Below are 17,354 nucleotides of genomic sequence, written 5' to 3'. Positions count from 1 at the left end.
GGAGTCACCACCATGGATCAGAGGGCCAGGGCCATTGTCGAGGCCGTCAGGAAAGACAACCAGTCCGGCGCAACGCAGCTGGCACAAAAGGTTCTTCAGGAGGTCCGGCAATGGCTGATTGGGGAGGTTGTGCCGGCTAACGCGCTGGAGGAATTGTTTGATGACCTGACTCGCACCCGTCCCAGCATGGTGCCGCTGGCTAACGCGGTGACACGCTGCCGTGAACTGTTTGGCCCCTGGCGAAACAGCGAGAAGGTATCCGAGCAAGCTGTCCCGGTGGTTGCCTCGGTGCTGGAGCAGCTGATCCGGGCCAATGAACGGGTGGCGCTCAGCGCCTTCGAGCTGGTGCCGGAGAACGCCGCCATCCTGACCCACAGCCGGAGTTCCCAGGTGCTCGCCCTGTTCCGCTTGCTCGCTGAGCGACAGCACCCCTTCTCGGTTATCTGCACCCAGAGCAGTCCGGGCAACGAGGGGTTCACCCTGGCCCGGGAGCTGGACGAACTGGGCGTCCCGGTAACCTTGATTACCGATGCCCAGACCGGACTGTTCATGGCCGAGGCGGATATCGTCTTCAGCGGCTGTGACACCTGGCTTTCAGACCAGCACTTCGTGAACAAGAGCGGCACCTATCTGCTCGCCCTCGCTGCCCGGGAACAGGGCAAACCTCTCTGGGTGCTCGCCGACAGCTTCAAGGACAGTTCCGGAAAGTCCGAGTCGGTGGCCCTGGAGGAAATGGCGCCGGAAGAACTGGGAGGACCCACCGGCGCTCACATCCGGACCCGCAATATCTACTTCGAAACCGTGCCGGTTCGACTGGTCACCGGCCGGGTCAGCGATCTGGGCGTTTTTTCGTTCCCTGCTGAGCCTCGGCGGTGAACGGGTCTTCGGGCCAGGGGTGTTTGGGGTACCGGCCGCGCATGTCCTTGCGCACTTCGGGGTAAGCATTGCGCCAGAAACTGGCCAGGTCCGAGGTGACCGCCAGGGGCCGCTGGGCCGGCGACAGCAGGTGTATCACCACCGGCACCTGCCCGCCAGCCACCCTGGGGGTCTCGGTCCAGCCGAACAGGGCCTGAAGCTTGGCCGAGAGCACCGGGCCGTGGTCCGGCGTGTAGTCCAGCGTGACCTTCTGGCCAGCGGGAATGGTCAGGGCCCGGGGCACCAGGTTCTCCAGCTGTTGCTGCTGTTGGTAATCCAGGAGTGAGGCCAGGGCCTGGAGCAGATTGAGTCTGACGAGATCGGACCAGCGCTGCAGGCCGGCCAGGAACGGGCCAAGCCAGGTATCCAGAGTGGCCAGCAGGGCCTCATCTCCGGTCTCCGGCCAGTCTCCGGGAAACTGCTCCGCCAGCAGGCGGACCCGGGCACACCACTGGCGCGCCTCGGGGGTCCAGGGCAGGCTGCCCAGGCCTTTCCTGCGCACGGCATCCAGCAATCCCTGCTGGATCAGGGCAGGATCCACCTGGGGCAACGCCTGCTCGGCCAGCACGAGCTCCCCGAGTTTCCGGACCTTGCGGGCAATCACCGTGCCCCGCCGGTCATCCCAGATTGCCTCATCCTGCTCGGTGATGTGATCGGCCAGATCCTGTTCCAGGTCCGGCAGGTCCACCGGTGCAGCCAGGTAGATGGTTGCCTCCCGCGCCTTGCCATCCAGATCGGCGGCCACCAGCCAGTCGTGGCGGGCGAGCGGATCCTCCTCTCGCAACACTGCCCCTTTGCCATTACTCAGTTGATAGCGCGGTGCCGATCCCGGGCGCCGGCGGGCGATCCGATCAGGATACGCCAGGGCCAGCAGCCGGCCGACCAGGGCTTCTCCGGGTTCCGGACCCTGCAGCGCCCCGGTATCCAGTCGTTTTGCCGCCTGCCGCACCGCTTTCAGCCGGGCCGGATCCAGGCGCCGGGTGGCCATCTCGCCACGGAGCAGTCGAACCCTCTGGTGCAGGTCCGCGCCTTCGCCCGGTCCCAGCAGGTCCCGCTCCCCCAGCAAAGCAGCCAGTTCCGCTGCCAGCCCGCCGAAACCCAGCACCCGCCCCCGAAGCACCATATGGGCCAGGCGGGGGTGGATCCCCAGTTCCCGGGCCGCCTTGCCGTGGTCGGTGATAGCGCCATCACCATCGAGCAGGTCAAGCCATTGCAACAGGGCTACCGCCTGCTGCCAGTGGGGCCGGGGAGGAGCGTCAATCCAGGCCACCTGGTCTGGCGAGCGGGCGCCCCACTGGGCCAGTTCCAGCACCAGTGGCGCCAGATCTGCCTCCCGGATCTCCGGGGGCGTGAACTCCGCCAGGCCAAACTGTTCCGATTCACTCCAGAGCCGGTAACACACCCCGGGCTCGACCCGTCCGGCCCGACCCTTGCGTTGCTCCGCCGAGGCTTTGGACACCCGGCCAGTCACCAATCGGGTCATGCCGCTGTTGGCATCAAACACGGCCCGGCGCTGCTGACCGGCATCGATGACCACCCGCACCCCCTCGATGGTCAGACTGGTTTCCGCTATGGCAGTTGCCAGCACCACCTTGCGGGTACCGTCTGGCGCCGGCGCAATGGCCCGGTCCTGGGCGTCGGCACTCAGGTTTCCGTAGAGAGGTGCGATAATGACATGCTCAGGCACCTGCCCTTGCAGCTGCTGCGCCACCCGGCGGATCTCCCCGGCACCGGGCAGGAAAACCAGCAGGGAACCGGCCTGGTCACGAAGGGCTTCATGCACCACCGCCAGCACCTGGTCTACAATCCGTGCATTCCGGGGCACCGGCCGGTACACCACCTCCACCGGGAAAGCCCGTCCCTCGCTGCTGATCACCGGCACATCCCCGAGTACCCGGGCGATCGGTGCGGTCTCCAGTGTCGCCGACATTACCAGCAAGCGCAGGTCTTCCCGCAGGGCCTGCTGGGATTCGCGGACCAGTGCCAGCCCCAGGTCCGCCTGCAGCGAGCGTTCATGGAATTCATCAAACAGCACAGCGGCGTAATCGTCCAGCATGGGATCACTCTGGATCAGCCGCGTCAGGATACCCTCGGTAACCACTTCGATCCGGGTGGCAACGGAAACCCGGGTGTCCAACCGGGTCCGGTAGCCCACGGTCTGACCGGGCTTTTCTCCCAACTGCCGCGCCATGAAACGGGCCGCCGACCTGGCCGCCAGCCGCCTCGGCTCCAGCATCAGAATCTTTCGATTCCCGCGCCAGGAGGCATCCAGTAACGCCAGCGGTACCCGGGTGGTCTTACCGGCGCCTGGCGGAGCCTGTAACAGGGCGGTGGTCGACTTTTCAAGGGTTTGTGTCAGGTCCGGGAGGATCTTGTCTATCGGGAGCATGAATGTTGTTCGGGTTCAGGCTGCTGGTTTGGGAGATGGCACAAAAAACACGAATACCAGGCCGAAGGCCAACGCCGCGACGCCGATACCGAAGGCCGAGACCAGCGTACCGCCACCATCGAGCCACTGCTTGGTCAGCCAGGGGCCGACCATTTGGGTGAAGCCGTAGAGCGCCACCATGGCGGCAGACAACCTCGGGCCCTGATGCGGATGCAAGGCCCTGCCAATGCGCTGAGTCAGGAGGACAGTGCCCAGGAAAGTACTGCCGACCAGAGCCGCGCACAGGATCAGTCCGAGCCCTCCGGGCAGGACAACGGCAGCCAGAACGCCCAGTAGCTGGATCAGGAAATTCAGCTTCAGTGCCAGAAGATCTCCGATCTTTCCACCCATTCTGTTCCATATCCAGGGAGCGGGAATCGTGCAAAAGGCGACAATCACCCAGGTGCCATCCAGCAGCCAGTGCTCTTCCGGTAGTTCGAGTTTCGCGAGCAACGGCAGGAAGGTCATGGGCAGAATATAACCCAGGCCCGCGCCGGCGTAGGACAGGAACAGTGGAATGCTGGCCCGGTCCAGCAACGGTGTGATGACGGGCTTGCCGGTCTCGTTGTGGTGGCTGACCGGCACTTCCAGACGGACCAGTCTGGCCGCGCCCCACCACGCCAGCGGGATTGACAGCAGCGCCGCCGGCCACCAGCGCTCTGCGCCTTCGAGCCAGTCGGCACTCCCGGTTACCAGTCCACTGGACACCAGCAATCCGAGGCCGACGCCGATGTAGACCAGTCCGCTTTTGGACGAGCGGTTGCGCAAGACCAGCCACTCAAGAATCAGCGCCGGCGCATGCACGAACACCATGCCGTTGGCGACGCCGTTGAGCCAGCGGCTGCCGGAGATAAAGGTGAGGTTATCGGTCTGGGTTATCACCAGGGTGGTGATCACGTGGACGGCGAGGGATACCGGCAGCAGCGTGCGGATCTGGTCAATCCGGTGCCAGCGGATCGCCAGCATCGCGCCCATCAGGTAGCCCAGGTAATTCCAGGTGGCCACCGCCGCACCATTGGCGGCGCTGAACTGGCCATCGTCCACCAGGTAGGGTAACAACGGGGTATAGATGAACCGGCCAAGCCCGTGAACCACCAGCAACACCACCGCGCCGGCAGCCAGGACGGAAAACAGCTCTTTGGGCGGGGTGGAAGTCTGGGTTGGCATCGGCAAACAATCCGGCGGTCGGTTAATCAGGCCAACAGTCTAAGCCACCCCTGCCCGGATGTCTTTTGGACCTTGGCCAGAAACCAGCAATCAATCAGGAGCTTATCTGTTCGCGGTTGGCTTTGGCCCACTGATAGATCCGCTCGAAGGCTTCGGCCAGTTCCTCCGGCCGGTGAGGCGGCTGGATCAGCGCCTGCAGCTGGCCCTCGGGGTTCAGGAGTGCAAAATGGCCGCTATGGTCCACCAGCAGCTCCCCGTCCACCTCACGGTGAACGAACACCGCGCTCAGGCTCCTGGCCAGGGCCCGGGTGGTTTCCAGATCCCCCGTCAGGCCGTGGAAGTGCTCGCCGAAAAACCCAGTGTAGTCTTTCAGCTTCGCCGGTGTATCGTGTTCCGGATCAGCACTGATCAGCAGATAATCCGGCTGCGGCAACTCCGCTGGCAGACGTTGGTCCATCTGGCGAAGGTTCGCCATCGCCGCCGGGCAAATATCCGGGCAGTTGGTATAGCCGACAAAGACAAAGGTCCAGCGCCCTTTGAGGTCTTCCCGGGTCACCGTCTCGCCGTTCTCATTCGTCAGCGTGAACTCCGCCAGCGGTTTCGCCTGATCATACACATAGGTATTGAATTCAGAGAGATCCGGAGCCGGCTGCGGATCCCCGCCCACCAGATAAACCTGGCGGGCAACCACAAGCCCAAAAATCAGCAGAACAATTAACAGCAGCGCAACAAGCGTTATTCGTACAGACCGATCCATTGATACTCCAATACCGAACTCCGGGGCTGGGAGCGGGCGGGGGTACCTTTTCTTCTGGGAACAAACAACTCGCTGCGCTCAGACAATTGTTCCCGCCAGAAAAGGTACCCCCACCCACTCCTTCAGACTGTGTGCCTCGGGTTAGAAGAAAACAAAATGATCAACAAGGAGTACCACAAACAGGGCCATGAGGTAAGTGATGGAATACTTGAAGGTATTCAGGGCAACGCGGCGATCATCACCCTTCAACAGCCGGATGGCGTACTGGAGGAAGCGCAGGCCAAGGGCCAGGGCGCCGATGAGGTAGATGCCGCCGGACATGCCTGTGACAAAAGGTAGCAGGCTCACGGCCAACAGCATCAGGGTGTACAGGAGGATATGAAGCTCGGTGTACTTGTTGCCGTGGGTAACCGGCAGCATCGGAATACCAGCCTTGGCGTATTCCTCCTTGCGATGGATGGCCAGGGCCCAAAAATGGGGCGGGGTCCAGGCGAAGATGATCAGGACCAGTAACAATGCGTGGCCTTCCACCTGGCCGGTCACAGCCGTCCAGCCCAGCAGCGGCGGCATTGCACCGGCCAGTCCGCCAATGGTGATATTCTGGGGAGTGGCTCGTTTCAGGAACAGGGTGTAGACACCGGCATACCCCACCAGTGAGGCCAACGTGAGCCAGGCCGTCAGGTGATTGACCATCACCATCAGGATGGCCATGCCGACGCAGGCCAGCAGGGTGGCAAAGACAATGGCGTCCACCGGCGCGATCTTGCCGGTGGCCACCGGGCGTTTGCGGGTGCGGGCCATGACGGTATCGATTTTCTGGTCCACCACGTGGTTGACCACAGCAGCAGCGCCAGCCAGCAGGGCAATGCCCAGGTTGCCGAACAGCAGCACGCTCCAGCCGGGCACACCTGGGGCCGCCAGCAGCATGCCGATTACGGAGGTAAGGATCATCAGCGCGACCACCCGGGGCTTGGTCAGCTCCAGGTAATCCCGCCAGGAAATGGTCTTGCCGGAAACACTCGCGGTATTCCGGGCCGGCAGTGCTTTCACTTGCTCGCTCATGCCGTTACCTCTCGTTTTATCGTTGTAGTATGAGTTGCACTTGTAGTCTGGGTCCGGAGCAACAGGTGATGACGCCAGATCAGGTGAATCACAGACAGCAGCAGTCCGGCGCCCATGGCGTTATGGGCCACCGCTATGGACAGCGGGATGTGCAGGATGACGTTGGCCAGCCCCAGGGCGATCTGTGCGGCCAGAACCACTGCCACCAGCTGGATCGAGCTGTCCAGGCCGCTGTCACCCCGCCTTCTCCACATCAGGGCAAGCAAGACAGTGAAGTACGCCAGCACGATCATTGCTCCGAGGCGGTGGGTCACATGAATAGCCACCCGGCCATCGGCCGTGAGCTGGCCACCCAGGTAGTTGGGACCCACGTGCTGGGCGACGTCAAAGCCGTGGCGGAAATCCATGCCTTCCGGCCACCACTGGCCTTGGCAGGTGGGCAGGTCGGTGCAGGCCACGGCGGCATAATTGGCGGCGGTCCAGGCACCCAGGGCGATCTGCAGGACCACCAGCAACAATCCGCCGTAGAGCCACGGCCGGAACCGGGCGAGATCCGGAGCGGCCGGAGGTCTGGGTGTCGCTTTTGCCCTTCGCCACAGGCGCAGGCTCAGCAGCGTTAACAGACTCAGGGTGGTGAAGCCGCCCAACAGATGGAGCGCGACCACCTGGGGCCAGAGTTTCAGGGTGACGGTCCACATACCGAACGCGCCCTGAAGTACGATGAATCCGGCGATGAACAGGGGCAACTTGACCGGTACGCCAACCCGGCGGTGCCGGAAGGCGTAGGCAGCCAGGCCGAACACCACCAGGCCCAGGGTGCCGGCGGCGTAGCGGTGAATCATTTCCGGCCAGCCCTTTTCCGCATCCACCGGGGTTTCAGGAAACCGGGCATTGGCGATGGCAATGCTGGATTCGCTCTGGGGCACGGTGAGGAAGCCGTAACAGCCCGGCCAGTCCGGGCACCCCAGGCCGGCGTGTACCAGCCGGGTCCAGGCGCCCAGCATGATGACTACCACCGCGAGGCAGGCGGCAACGGTTGCCCAGCGTGCCATGCTTCGGTGGACAGCGGATCTTGAAACCTCCGCACGAACAGTCTGGTTCACTGCGACTACCTCCGGCCTCAGCCGATCTGGGACAGTTTCAGGAGATGCTTGAGGTCCTCGAGCATGTCCTTGCCGCTGTGTTCCGATCCGTAGTGCATCATCACGTTGCCGAAAGGATCCACCAGCAGGATCCTGGGTTCACGGTCCGGGTTGACGCCGGTCGGCCAGGCCGGCGTGGTGCCCTCAGCGGGCACCAGACGTTCCATCAGGCTGTATTCCCTGGACCATTTGGCGGAAAGATCCGAAGGGACCGATCCCAGTGCCGCGGCGCGGGACACCCGGTTGGCATTCTTGCCCAGCGCAATATTGACCTGCCGGGCCAGGTAAAGCAGTTGCTGGCAGTCACCACCACAATCGCCGGCAACCACCATCAGCAGCCACTGCGGATCGACCTTGTCGGGCCCGAATCTTGCCTCAAGGGGGTCACCACTCGTGGTCTGGAAGTGCAGGGCCTGCACGGGAACCACCGGCTGAACCAACACACCATTGTTGGTGTGCCCTGCCGGATTGAGCCAACCGGTGTAGAACATCACGGTGGCCACGATAATGGGACCGAAGCCGAGGGTGAACAGAAGAAAAGCGGTACGACGCCCCCGACGAACCTGCTCAGGGGTCGGTTGGTCAGACTCGTGGTGCTGGGTACCCTTGTCAGCCATTGTCATTGTCATTATTGGCTCCTGTCTTTCGATAACTCGCCGCTACAGTCAATATAGTCAGTGCCACGGCAAGCGCAAACCATTGAGCTGCATAACCATAATGGGTTCCCGGGCCCATCAGGTCCGGGGTCCAGTCGGCCCGGAACGCTCCGGGCTGTTGGCCACTGCCGAGGCGGACCATCAGGGCCGGTAATCCTTGCACCTCATTCTCAGCTGTTTCTCTCGGAAGGCGCTGCACCCTGCGCGGCCATCCCTGTGCCTCCTCGCCCCGCTCGGCAAGCACCGGCGGCACCGGATAGTCGGCGAGCCGGCCCGCGAGGGTAAACAACCCCTCCGGGGTATCAATCTGCGGGAGCCGATCCCGGCTCCGTGGCGCCTGGATCCAGCCACGATTCACCAGGACCGGCGGCCCTTCAAGGGGATAGAAGTCAGTGATCACTTCGTAACCGGGGACACCATCCCGGGTCCGGTTATCGAGCAGCCAGGAATGGTCGCCATACATACCGGTCACCCGGACCGGCTTGCCGGACTGCGGTTCACCTTCAATCAATTGCTGCCAGGGAAGGTTCTCTGCCTGTTGCTGCCAGCTCTCCAGCATCGCCTGCTTCTGGCCGGCCCGGTCCAGCTGCCAGATACCCAGGCCAATGAGCACCGGCAGGAAGAAACCGCTGAACAGCATCAAACGCCAGTCAAAATGCCATTTTCTCTTTGCAACCTGCGGGTCAGCCATGCTCTGCTATAGTGACTCCACCGGCACCGCAAATTTCCGGTTTCGGGCAACCCCCAAACCTATAACAACAGGGATTCCCATGCTTAAGGCCGTCATCGTTGTACTGATGCTCGCCGTTGTCGCCAGCCTGTTCAGCGGGCTGTTCTTCCTGATCCGGGACCGAGGCAAGACCAACCGCGTCGTCAATTCGCTTGCTGTCCGGGTGGCGCTCAGCATACTGCTCCTGGTGGTTATCCTGGTTGCCTTATGGCAGGGCAGCCTGACACTGAATCCGACGCCCTGACCACGCAACCCCTCAGATGATGTAGACAAAGACAAACAGGCCGAGCCAGACCACATCCACAAAGTGCCAGTACCAGGCCGCCGCCTCGAAGCCGAAATGGTTATCAGCGGTAAAGTGGCCCTTTAAGAGGCGTAACAACATAACGGTCAACATGATCGATCCCAGCAGCACGTGCGCGCCGTGGAAACCGGTCAGCATGAAGAAGGTGCTGCCATAGATACCGGATTGCAGGGTCAGGTCCAGATCCTGGTAGGCGTGGATGTACTCGTATCCCTGAACAAACAGGAATACCACCGCCAGCGCGATGGTGGCGCCCAGCCAGAGCTTGGTCTTGGCCCGGTGGCCTGCCTTGAGCGCATGGTGGGCGATGGTGATGGTGAAGGACGAGGTGACCAGCAAGATGGTGTTCATCAACGGCAGGCCCCAGGGACCGATGACCTCGCGGGGCCCGGGATAGGCTTCGGGGTTCGGGTTCTGAACCAGCGGCCAGGCGGCATTGAAGCCTTCCCACAGCATGGCTGAGGAGCCCCTGTCCCCTTCCCCGCCAAGCCAGGGAACCGCAAATACCCGGACATAGAACAGAGCGCCGAAGAAGGCAGCAAAGAACATCACCTCCGAGAAGATGAACCAGCTCATGCCCCAGCGGAACGAACGGTCCATCTGATCACTGTACAGGCCCGCCCGGCTCTCCCTGATGACATTGCCAAACCAGCCAAACAGCATGTAGGCCATGATCAGCGCGCCGATGAGGAACATTATCCAGGCCCCGGTGGTGCTCTCGCCCTGGTTACTGTTCACCATGATCGAGGCAACGCCATACAGCGTCACCCCCAAGCCGACCGTTGCAACGATCGGCCATTTGCTCTGTTCCGGAACGTAGTAGGTCTGGTTTTCCGCCATGACAGTCTCCGATGGCTTAGCCGTTTTCGTTTGTTTTTGTTCTCGCCTTCACCGGTCTGGCCGGAGGTTCACTTCACCTCCGGCGGTGTGGCAAAGGTGTGATAGGGCGCCGGCGAAGGTACGGTCCATTCCAGGCCCTCGGCACCGTCCCACGGTTTGGCTGCAGCCTCCTTGCCGCCCTTCACGCACTTGATCACGATCAGCAGGAACAGCAACTGGGTGGCGCCGAACATGAACGCACCGATACTGGACACCATATTGAAGTCGGCAAACTGCAGGGCATAATCCGGAATCCGCCGCGGCATACCCGCCAGCCCGAGGAAGTGCATGGGGAAGAAGGCCAGGTTCATGCCGATGAAGGACAACCAGAAATGGGTCTTGGCCAGGGTCTCGTCATACATGTGGCCAGTCCACTTGGGCAGCCAGAAATAGGCCGAGGCAAAGATGCCGAAGATGGCGCCAGGCACCAGCACGTAGTGGAAGTGGGCGACCACGAAGTAGGTGTCGTGGTACTGGAAGTCCGCCGGGGCAATGGCCAGCATCAGGCCGGAGAAGCCACCGATGGTGAACAGGATCACGAAGGCCACCGCAAACAGCATGGGCGCCTCAAAAGTGAGGGAACCGCGGAACATGGTGGCAACCCAGTTGAATACCTTCACCCCTGTGGGCACGGCAATCAACATGGTGGCGTACATGAAGAACAGCTGCCCCGCCAGCGGCACGCCCACGGTGAACATGTGGTGCGCCCAGACAATGAAGGAGAGCAGGGCGATGGCACCGACCGCATAGACCATGGAGGCATAGCCGAACAGTGGCTTGCGGGAGAAGGCCGGAATGATATGGGAGACCGCGCCGAAAGCCGGCAGGATCATGATGTAGACCTCCGGGTGCCCGAAGAACCAGAACACATGCTGGAACAGCACCGGATCGCCACCGCCGGAGGCGTCAAAGAAGCTGGTACCGAAGTTGATGTCCATGAGCATCATGGTGACCACGCCGGCCAGCACCGGCATGACCGCGATCAACAGGAATGCGGTGATCAGCCAGGTCCATACGAACAGGGGCATCTTCATCAGAGTCATGCCCGGTGCCCGCAGGTTCAGGATGGTGGCGATCACGTTGATCGCGCCCATGATGGAGGAGATACCCATGATGTGGATGGCGAAGATGAAGAAGGTGGTGCTCGGTGGCCCGTAGGTCGTCGACAAGGGCGCATAGAAGGTCCAGCCGAAGTTGGGCGCGCCACCCTCCATGAACAGGGTGGACACCAGGATCAGGAACGCGCACGGCAACAGCCAGAAGCTCCAGTTGTTCATCCGCGGCAACGCCATGTCCGGTGCCCCGATCATCAGCGGCAGCATCCAGTTGGCCAGCCCGACGAACGCGGGCATGACCGCACCGAACACCATGATCAGGCCGTGCATAGTGGTCATCTGGTTGAAGAATTCCGGCTGCACGATCTGCAGGCCGGGCTGGAAGAGTTCGGCCCGGATGACCATCGCCATGGTTCCCCCCAGGAGGAACATGGCAAAACTGAACACCAGGTACATGGTCCCGATGTCCTTGTGGTTGGTGGTCAGCAGCCAGCGGCTGATGCCTTTGGCCGGGCCGTGATGATGCTCCTGGGCGTGGGTATCTGCAACCGCACTCATGAAAACCCCCGTTACCGCCGTTAATTGTGGCTGGTGATCGTTATTATCTGGCGTCGATTACTGCTGGTTCTTGTAATCCAGAATTTCTTTGGGCGTGACCATCTCACCGGTGTTGTTACCCCAGGCATTCCGCTCGTAGGTAATCACCGCCGCCAGGTCCACCTCGCTCAACTGGTTGCCGAAGGCCTGCATGGCTGTGCCCGCCTTGCCGTTGACGACAATATCGATATGGGCCGTCATGTCGCCTGTCGCGATCGGGCTACCCTTGAGCGCAGGGAACGCGGGCGGAGCACCACTACCGTCCGGCTGGTGACAGGCGGCACAGGCGGTCTGGTAAGCCTTCTCGCCCCGGGCCATGAGCTCGTCCATGGTCCAGTCCTTCTGCGTCAGCTCACGCTCTTTCTCGGCCGCCGCCTTCTGTTCCGCCAGCCAAACATTGAATTTCTCTTCCGGGACCGCCTCAACCACGATCGGCATGAAGCCATGGTCCTTGCCACAGAGCTCGGTACACTGGCCACGGTAGGTACCCGGCTCATCCACCCGGAACCAGGCCTCGTTAATGAAGCCGGGGATAGCATCTTTTTTCACGCCAAATTCCGGCACCCACCAGGAATGAATGACATCGTTGGCGGTCAGCAGCAGACGGACCTTCTTGCCGACCGGGACAATCAGCGGGTTGTCCACCTCCAGCAGGTAATTTTCGCCCTTGTCCTGCCGGTTCTCGATCTGATCGCGGGGAGTCGCAAGGTTGGAGAAGTAGCCAAAGTCCTGATCGACATACTCGTATTGCCACTTCCACTGGTAACCGGTGACCTTGATGTCCACCTCGGACTCGGTGGTGTCGTACATGTCGACCAGCGTGGCCGTAGCCGGAATCGCCATGACCACCAGGATGACAAACGGTATGATGGTCCAGAGAATCTCCACCATCGTGTTCTCGTGGAAATTCGCCGGTTTGTGACCCTGGGATTTGCGGTGGGCGAAGATGGACCAGAACATGACTCCGAAGACCACCACGCCGATGACGACGCAGATCCAGAGAATGGTCATGTGAAGGCTGAAAATATCATTACTGGTGCCGGTTACCCCGGGCGTCATGTTCATCGTCCAGTCCGCCATGGACCAGGTCGGGAACACAAGACCACCCAACAGGGCACCTGCCCGCTTAGCGTGCACGCGCATACTGTGTCTCCACAGAGTGTTATTCTTGTCGGATTTTGCGTTATCCCTCTGTTTTGACGGCACTCGCAGAAACACCAGCCAAACCAGAGTGAAAGCCTGCTTACGGATACTTCAAATTCGAGTATAGACACAGATCAAAAAAAGACTAAAAAATCGACTAAACCTAAAGATGATAACCCGGGATTTTTAAGAATCAGAACGAATATGACTTTTCAACTGGCCACCACCGACCGGCGTCTCTGGGCGCTGGCCTGGCCCCTGATGCTAACCAACCTGACCGTGCCCCTGCTGGGCCTGGTGGATACTGCCGTATTGGGCTATCTGGAAAGCCCGGAATACCTCGGCGCGGTCGCAGTCGGTGCCAACCTGTTCAGCATCCTGTACTGGACCTTCGGCTTCATGCGCATGGGCACCACCGGCCTGGCAGCCCAGGCGTGGGGCAAACGGGACGGTTTTGGTCAGGTGGCGTTGCTGCTGCGCTCGGTGCTGCTTGCCGTGGGCATCGGCCTGCTGCTGATCCTGTTTCACCAGCCGCTGATCCGCATCGGCCTGACGCTGATGAATCCGAGCCCGGATGTAACGGAGCTTGCAGCCGAGTACGCCGCCATCCGAATCTGGAGCGCGCCGGCGGTGCTGTGCCAGTACACCCTGGTGGGCTGGCTGATCGGCATGCAGTTTCCCCGGGGGCCGATGATCATGCTGATCGTCGCCAACGGCCTCAACATCGTGCTGGATGTGCTGTTCGTGACCGGGCTGGGCTGGAACAGCCGGGGTGTGGCCATTGCCACGGTGATCGCCGAATACGGCGCCGCCATGATCGGCTTCGCCATTGTGCTGACCCGCCTGCCGGAGGGGCAGCGCCTGACCCGGGAACTCTTCGGGCAGCTGGCCGACTACCTGAAAATCCTTCGGGTCAACCGTTTCATCATGGTGCGGACCATCGCCCTGTTACTGGTGCTGGCCTTCTTTACCGCCCAGGGTGCCCGACAGGGCGATACCATCCTGGCCGCCAACGCCGTGCTGATCACCTTTCTGCTGGTCATCTCCAACGCCCTGGACGGCTTCGCCAATGCCGCCGAGGCATTGATCGGCGAGGCCATCGGCAAGAACAGCCGGCGCCGGTTCCGCGTGGTGTTCCGCAGCGCCCTGCGGTGGTCGCTGTGGGGCGCCCTGCTGCTGACCATTGTCTTTGTCTTCGGCGGGCGGCATCTGATCGCACTGCTCACCGGCATCGAGTCGGTCCGGGTGACCGCCTGGGAATACCTGCCGTGGCTGTGGCTGCTGCCGTTCGCCGCGGTTTGGGGTTTCCTGCTGGACGGCGTTTTCATCGGAGCCACCCGCACCCGGGATATGCAGAACACCATGCTGCTCTCTGCCCTGGGCGTGTTCCTGCCGGTATGGTGGCTGACAACCGGCTGGGGCAACCACGGCCTGTGGTTCTCCCTGATCTGCCTGATGCTCGCCCGGGCCGTCACGATGGGCTGGCTGTGCTGGTCCCACACCCGGGCCGGGCGCTGGTTCGAGCCGTCCTGATCCCGCCCTGTCCGGACGGTAATTTCCCTGCGTCGTATTTTGCAGGCAACGGACCGGCAAGCGGACAAATGTCGACTACACTAGTCAGAAACAGCAGGCGGGTTGGTACAGTGCACCGCTTCCTGCTGCACTGATTGACTCGTTGCAGACAACGGGAGGCGCCTTGCGACCTCAATTAGCACAGACACTGGCATCTCCTCACATGACACCACAGGTAGTGCTCGAAATCATTGACGACGCCCGGCGCAAGGAAGCCCGATCCGGGACTTTCCTTCGCCAGCTCCGCGAGAAGGCAGAGCGGTTGCCGTCGTCTGTGGTGATCGAGGGTTACCAGCCGGCCACCGCGCTGTTCCAGTTCGCCATCGAATACATCGAGATGGCGCCACGGCTGATCGAATGCGTGGAAGCCTGCGCCCGTGAGGCAGGCAAAGCCGAGCTGTTCCGGCCCTTCGTGGACGCCGCCATCCGTTACTTTACCCAACCTTCTGTTCTGCTGGTTCGCTACGACGGACTCGATGGCCTGTTGATCCGCGCCTACCTGTGCCACCGGTTGATGGAAGAAATGCACGAGAACAACCGTTCCATCCGCAAGAGCGAACTGGTGGACATCGAGGCCACCCGCGCCAACCTGCTGGTTCACGAACTGATCGGCGAACCCTTCGCCAACGAGCTGGATGATTCGGTCACGGTTACGGTACTGCAGATTGCCGGCACACCGGACTATTACAATCTGAACCTGGATCCCTTTGTTGAACAGGTCAACAACGCGGCCTGGAACTGGATGCGCCAGTACTGGGAAAACCTGCTGGTCCGGAATCATATCCGGTTTTCACTGGGCGGAGGTCTGGTTTAGACGGTATCCTTGGCGGCTTTCCAAGACTGCAATCAGCCACAGGAGACGTCATGCTGGAAAACTCCGATCTGGGTAAACTCATTCTGCGCTTGACCTTGGGCGGACTGATGCTGTTCCACGGCATCGCCAAGCTGCTCAACGGCATCGGCTTTATCGAAGGGGAGCTGGCCAGCCACGGGCTACCCGCTTTCCTGGCCTATGGCGTGTTCATCGGCGAACTGATTGCGCCGCTGATGGTGATCCTGGGCTACCAGACCCGGATCGGTGCGATGCTGATCGTGTTCAACATGGTCGTGGCCATTGTCCTGGTCCATGCCCATGAACTGCTGGCACTGGGCCGCAACGGTGGTCTGGCGCTGGAACTCCAGCTGTTCTTCCTGTTCACCGCCGTCGCCGTCGTCTTCCTCGGGCCCGGCAGGTACAAGCTCAAGAACTGAAAGGGCTGACCATGACTGACAAGAAACCGACCATAAGCCCCGGGCGTTACCGCCACTACAAGGGCCAGGATTACGAAGTGATCGGCGTGGCCCGGCACAGCGAAACCGAGGAGCCCCTGGTGGTCTACCGCTGCCTGTACGGTGACCACAGCCTCTGGGTGCGCCCCCTGGCCATGTTCCGGGAAACCGTGGAAGTCGCCGGGGAACAGGTTCCCCGCTTTGCCCGCATCGACGACTGAGTTCGGGAATCCCGTTTTGACTCGGGCGGTCATTTCCTGCACATTAGCGCGCTTTTCATGACGCCGGCCCCCATGAGGGGCCGGTAAAACCGTTGATTCCTACCCGGAGTTTGCCATGAATGCCGTTGTTGCCGCGGTACTGATCATGCTCGTACTGAGCCTGTGCCGCATTCACGTTGTCGTTGCCCTGATCGTGGGCGCCATCTCCGGCGGCCTGATCGCCGGCATGTCCCTGGACGCCACTATCGAAGCCTTCAACAATGGGCTGGGCGGTGGAGCCACCGTCGCACTGTCCTACGCCACCCTGGGTGCCTTCGCCGTCGCCATCGGCAAATCCGGCCTCGCCCACGCCCTGGCCGACCGCGCCCTGGCCCTGGTGGGCCGCCAGGAAGACGGCACGGCGGCCACCGGCATCCGTTTCCTGATCGTCGGGCTGCTGCTGGCCATCGCCATCTCGTCCCAGAACATCCTGCCGATCCACATCGCATTTATCCCGCTGGTGGTACCGCCGCTCCTGTACGTGATGGCCAAACTCAACATGGACCGCCGGCTGGTCGCCTGCGTATTGACCTTCGGCCTGATCACCCCGTACATGTTCCTGCCGGTGGGTTTCGGCGGCATCTACCTGAACGAAATCCTGCTGGCGAACGTGGCTGACAACGGCGTCGACGCCAGCGAGCTGAACGTCATGTCCGCCATGGCCTTGCCGGCCCTGGGTATGCTGGTAGGCCTGCTGATCGCGGTATTCTTCAGCTATCGTGGTGACCGCAAGTACAACATGGAAGCGATTGCGAAGACCGAGCGGGTCAACGTGAGCTACAGCCCCCGCACCCTGATCATGGCCCTGGCCGCCATCGTGGTCGCCTTCGTGGTCCAGCTCTGGCTGGGCTCGATGATCCTGGGCGCCTTGGCCGGCTTCGTGCTGTTTAACCTGTCCGGCGTAGTGAAGTGGAAAGAGGCCGATGACCTGTTCACCGAGGGCATGAAAATGCTTGCCATGATTGGCTTCATCATGATCGCCGCCAACGGCTTTGCGGAAGTGATGCGGGAAACCGGCGACATCGCCACCCTGGTGGAGGGCTCCGTCGCCGCCATCGGCGAGAACAAGCCCCTGGCCGCCTTCCTGATGCTGGCGGTAGGCCTGCTGATCACCATGGGCATCGGCTCGTCCTTCTCCACCATCCCGATCATCGCGGCCCTGTATGTCCCATTGGCCCTGCAGATGGGCTTCAGCCCCCTGGCCATCGTGGCCCTGGTCGGCACTGCCGGCGCTCTGGGTGACGCCGGTTCCCCGGCCTCCGACTCCACCCTCGGCCCCACCGCCGGCCTGAACGTCGACGGCCAGCATAACCACATCTGGGATACGGTGGTGCCGACGTTCCTGCACTACAATCTGCCGTTGCTCGGCTTTGGGTGGTTGGCGGCTATGGTTCTCTAAGCTGGTCCTTATGTAGCCT

At 61.8% G+C, this 17,354-nt stretch carries 17 protein-coding genes; 7 read left to right on the top strand and 10 right to left on the bottom strand.

The genetic code is table 11. From position 1 onward, the window contains the following. Positions 1-12: 12 nt before the first annotated feature. Entirely contained in the window at positions 13-876 is an 864-nt protein-coding gene (locus DET50_RS09865; protein ID WP_113862691.1) for an eIF2B alpha/beta/delta subunit family protein, read from the top strand. On the opposite strand, the gene hrpB is transcribed toward DET50_RS09865, so the two are convergent. From hrpB to DET50_RS09830, 7 genes are all read right to left on the bottom strand, one after another. After that, entirely contained in the window at positions 830-3,304 is a 2,475-nt protein-coding gene (gene hrpB / locus DET50_RS09860; protein WP_113862690.1) for an ATP-dependent helicase HrpB, read from the bottom strand. The two genes, DET50_RS09865 and hrpB, sit on opposite strands and share 47 nt — an antisense overlap. A gap of 15 nt (positions 3,305-3,319) precedes the next feature. Further along, on the bottom strand, positions 3,320-4,510 hold the full coding sequence (locus DET50_RS09855; RefSeq protein WP_113862689.1) for a YbfB/YjiJ family MFS transporter: 1,191 nt from the start codon (positions 4,508-4,510) through the stop codon (positions 3,320-3,322). 94 nt (positions 4,511-4,604) lie between these two features. After that, positions 4,605-5,267: an SCO family protein gene (locus tag DET50_RS09850; RefSeq protein ID WP_113862688.1), complete on the bottom strand. Its 663-nt coding sequence runs from the start codon at positions 5,265-5,267 to the stop codon at positions 4,605-4,607. A 141-nt stretch (positions 5,268-5,408) separates the two neighbouring features. Next, on the bottom strand, positions 5,409-6,329 hold the full coding sequence (gene cyoE / locus DET50_RS09845; RefSeq protein WP_113862687.1) for a heme o synthase: 921 nt from the start codon (positions 6,327-6,329) through the stop codon (positions 5,409-5,411). Further along, positions 6,326-7,381: a COX15/CtaA family protein gene (locus DET50_RS09840; protein ID WP_113862686.1), complete on the bottom strand. Its 1,056-nt coding sequence runs from the start codon at positions 7,379-7,381 to the stop codon at positions 6,326-6,328. The genes cyoE and DET50_RS09840 overlap by 4 nt, the downstream gene beginning before the upstream one ends. 68 nt (positions 7,382-7,449) lie before the next feature. Continuing rightward, complete coding sequence (locus tag DET50_RS09835; RefSeq protein WP_258546102.1) at positions 7,450-8,100, bottom strand: hypothetical protein; 651 nt, start codon at positions 8,098-8,100, stop codon at positions 7,450-7,452. Continuing rightward, complete coding sequence (locus DET50_RS09830) at positions 8,081-8,818, bottom strand: SURF1 family protein (RefSeq protein ID WP_113862684.1); 738 nt, start codon at positions 8,816-8,818, stop codon at positions 8,081-8,083. Before DET50_RS09830 ends, DET50_RS09835 begins: the two co-directional genes overlap by 20 nt. Before the next feature lie 79 nt (positions 8,819-8,897). On the opposite strand from DET50_RS09830, the gene DET50_RS09825 reads away from it, so the two are divergent. Then, complete coding sequence (locus DET50_RS09825; RefSeq protein ID WP_113862683.1) at positions 8,898-9,101, top strand: twin transmembrane helix small protein; 204 nt, start codon at positions 8,898-8,900, stop codon at positions 9,099-9,101. 12 nt (positions 9,102-9,113) lie between these two features. On the opposite strand, the gene DET50_RS09820 is transcribed toward DET50_RS09825, so the two are convergent. The 3 genes from DET50_RS09820 to coxB form a co-directional block, all read right to left on the bottom strand. Next, positions 9,114-10,001 carry a cytochrome c oxidase subunit 3 gene (locus tag DET50_RS09820; RefSeq protein WP_113862682.1) on the bottom strand — a complete coding sequence of 296 codons (888 nt, stop codon included), beginning with the start codon at positions 9,999-10,001 and terminating at the stop codon, positions 9,114-9,116. 68 nt (positions 10,002-10,069) lie between these two features. Further along, the gene (gene ctaD / locus DET50_RS09815) at positions 10,070-11,653 is read right to left on the bottom strand and encodes a cytochrome c oxidase subunit I (RefSeq protein ID WP_113862681.1); all 1,584 of its coding nucleotides are present in this window, start codon (positions 11,651-11,653) and stop codon (positions 10,070-10,072) included. 57 nt (positions 11,654-11,710) lie between these two features. Further along, positions 11,711-12,835, bottom strand: coding sequence for a cytochrome c oxidase subunit II (gene coxB, locus DET50_RS09810; RefSeq protein WP_113862680.1), 1,125 nt, complete (start codon positions 12,833-12,835; stop codon positions 11,711-11,713). 204 nt (positions 12,836-13,039) lie between these two features. Between coxB and DET50_RS09805 the strand changes: the two genes are divergently transcribed. The 5 genes from DET50_RS09805 (at position 13,040) to DET50_RS09785 (ending at position 17,335) form a co-directional block, all read left to right on the top strand. Continuing rightward, the gene (locus DET50_RS09805; RefSeq protein ID WP_113862679.1) at positions 13,040-14,368 is read left to right on the top strand and encodes an MATE family efflux transporter; all 1,329 of its coding nucleotides are present in this window, start codon (positions 13,040-13,042) and stop codon (positions 14,366-14,368) included. Positions 14,369-14,570: 202 nt separating this feature from the next. Beyond that, positions 14,571-15,221 (top strand): hypothetical protein, encoded by a 651-nt coding sequence (locus DET50_RS09800; RefSeq protein ID WP_113862678.1) that lies wholly within the window; start codon positions 14,571-14,573, stop codon positions 15,219-15,221. Between the two features lie 50 nt (positions 15,222-15,271). Then, positions 15,272-15,658: a DoxX family protein gene (locus tag DET50_RS09795; RefSeq protein ID WP_113862677.1), complete on the top strand. Its 387-nt coding sequence runs from the start codon at positions 15,272-15,274 to the stop codon at positions 15,656-15,658. 11 nt (positions 15,659-15,669) lie between these two features. Continuing rightward, positions 15,670-15,897: a DUF1653 domain-containing protein gene (locus DET50_RS09790; RefSeq protein ID WP_113862676.1), complete on the top strand. Its 228-nt coding sequence runs from the start codon at positions 15,670-15,672 to the stop codon at positions 15,895-15,897. Between the two features lie 115 nt (positions 15,898-16,012). Continuing rightward, positions 16,013-17,335, top strand: coding sequence for a Na+/H+ antiporter family protein (locus tag DET50_RS09785; protein WP_113862675.1), 1,323 nt, complete (start codon positions 16,013-16,015; stop codon positions 17,333-17,335). Positions 17,336-17,354: the final 19 nt, after the last annotated feature.

Source organism: Marinobacter pelagius (assembly GCF_003315345.1).
GTDB classification, from domain to species: Bacteria; Pseudomonadota; Gammaproteobacteria; order Pseudomonadales; family Oleiphilaceae; genus Marinobacter; species Marinobacter pelagius_A.
The sequence above is the reverse complement of the archived record's forward strand: the minus strand, read 5'-3'. Positions and strand labels throughout refer to the sequence as shown.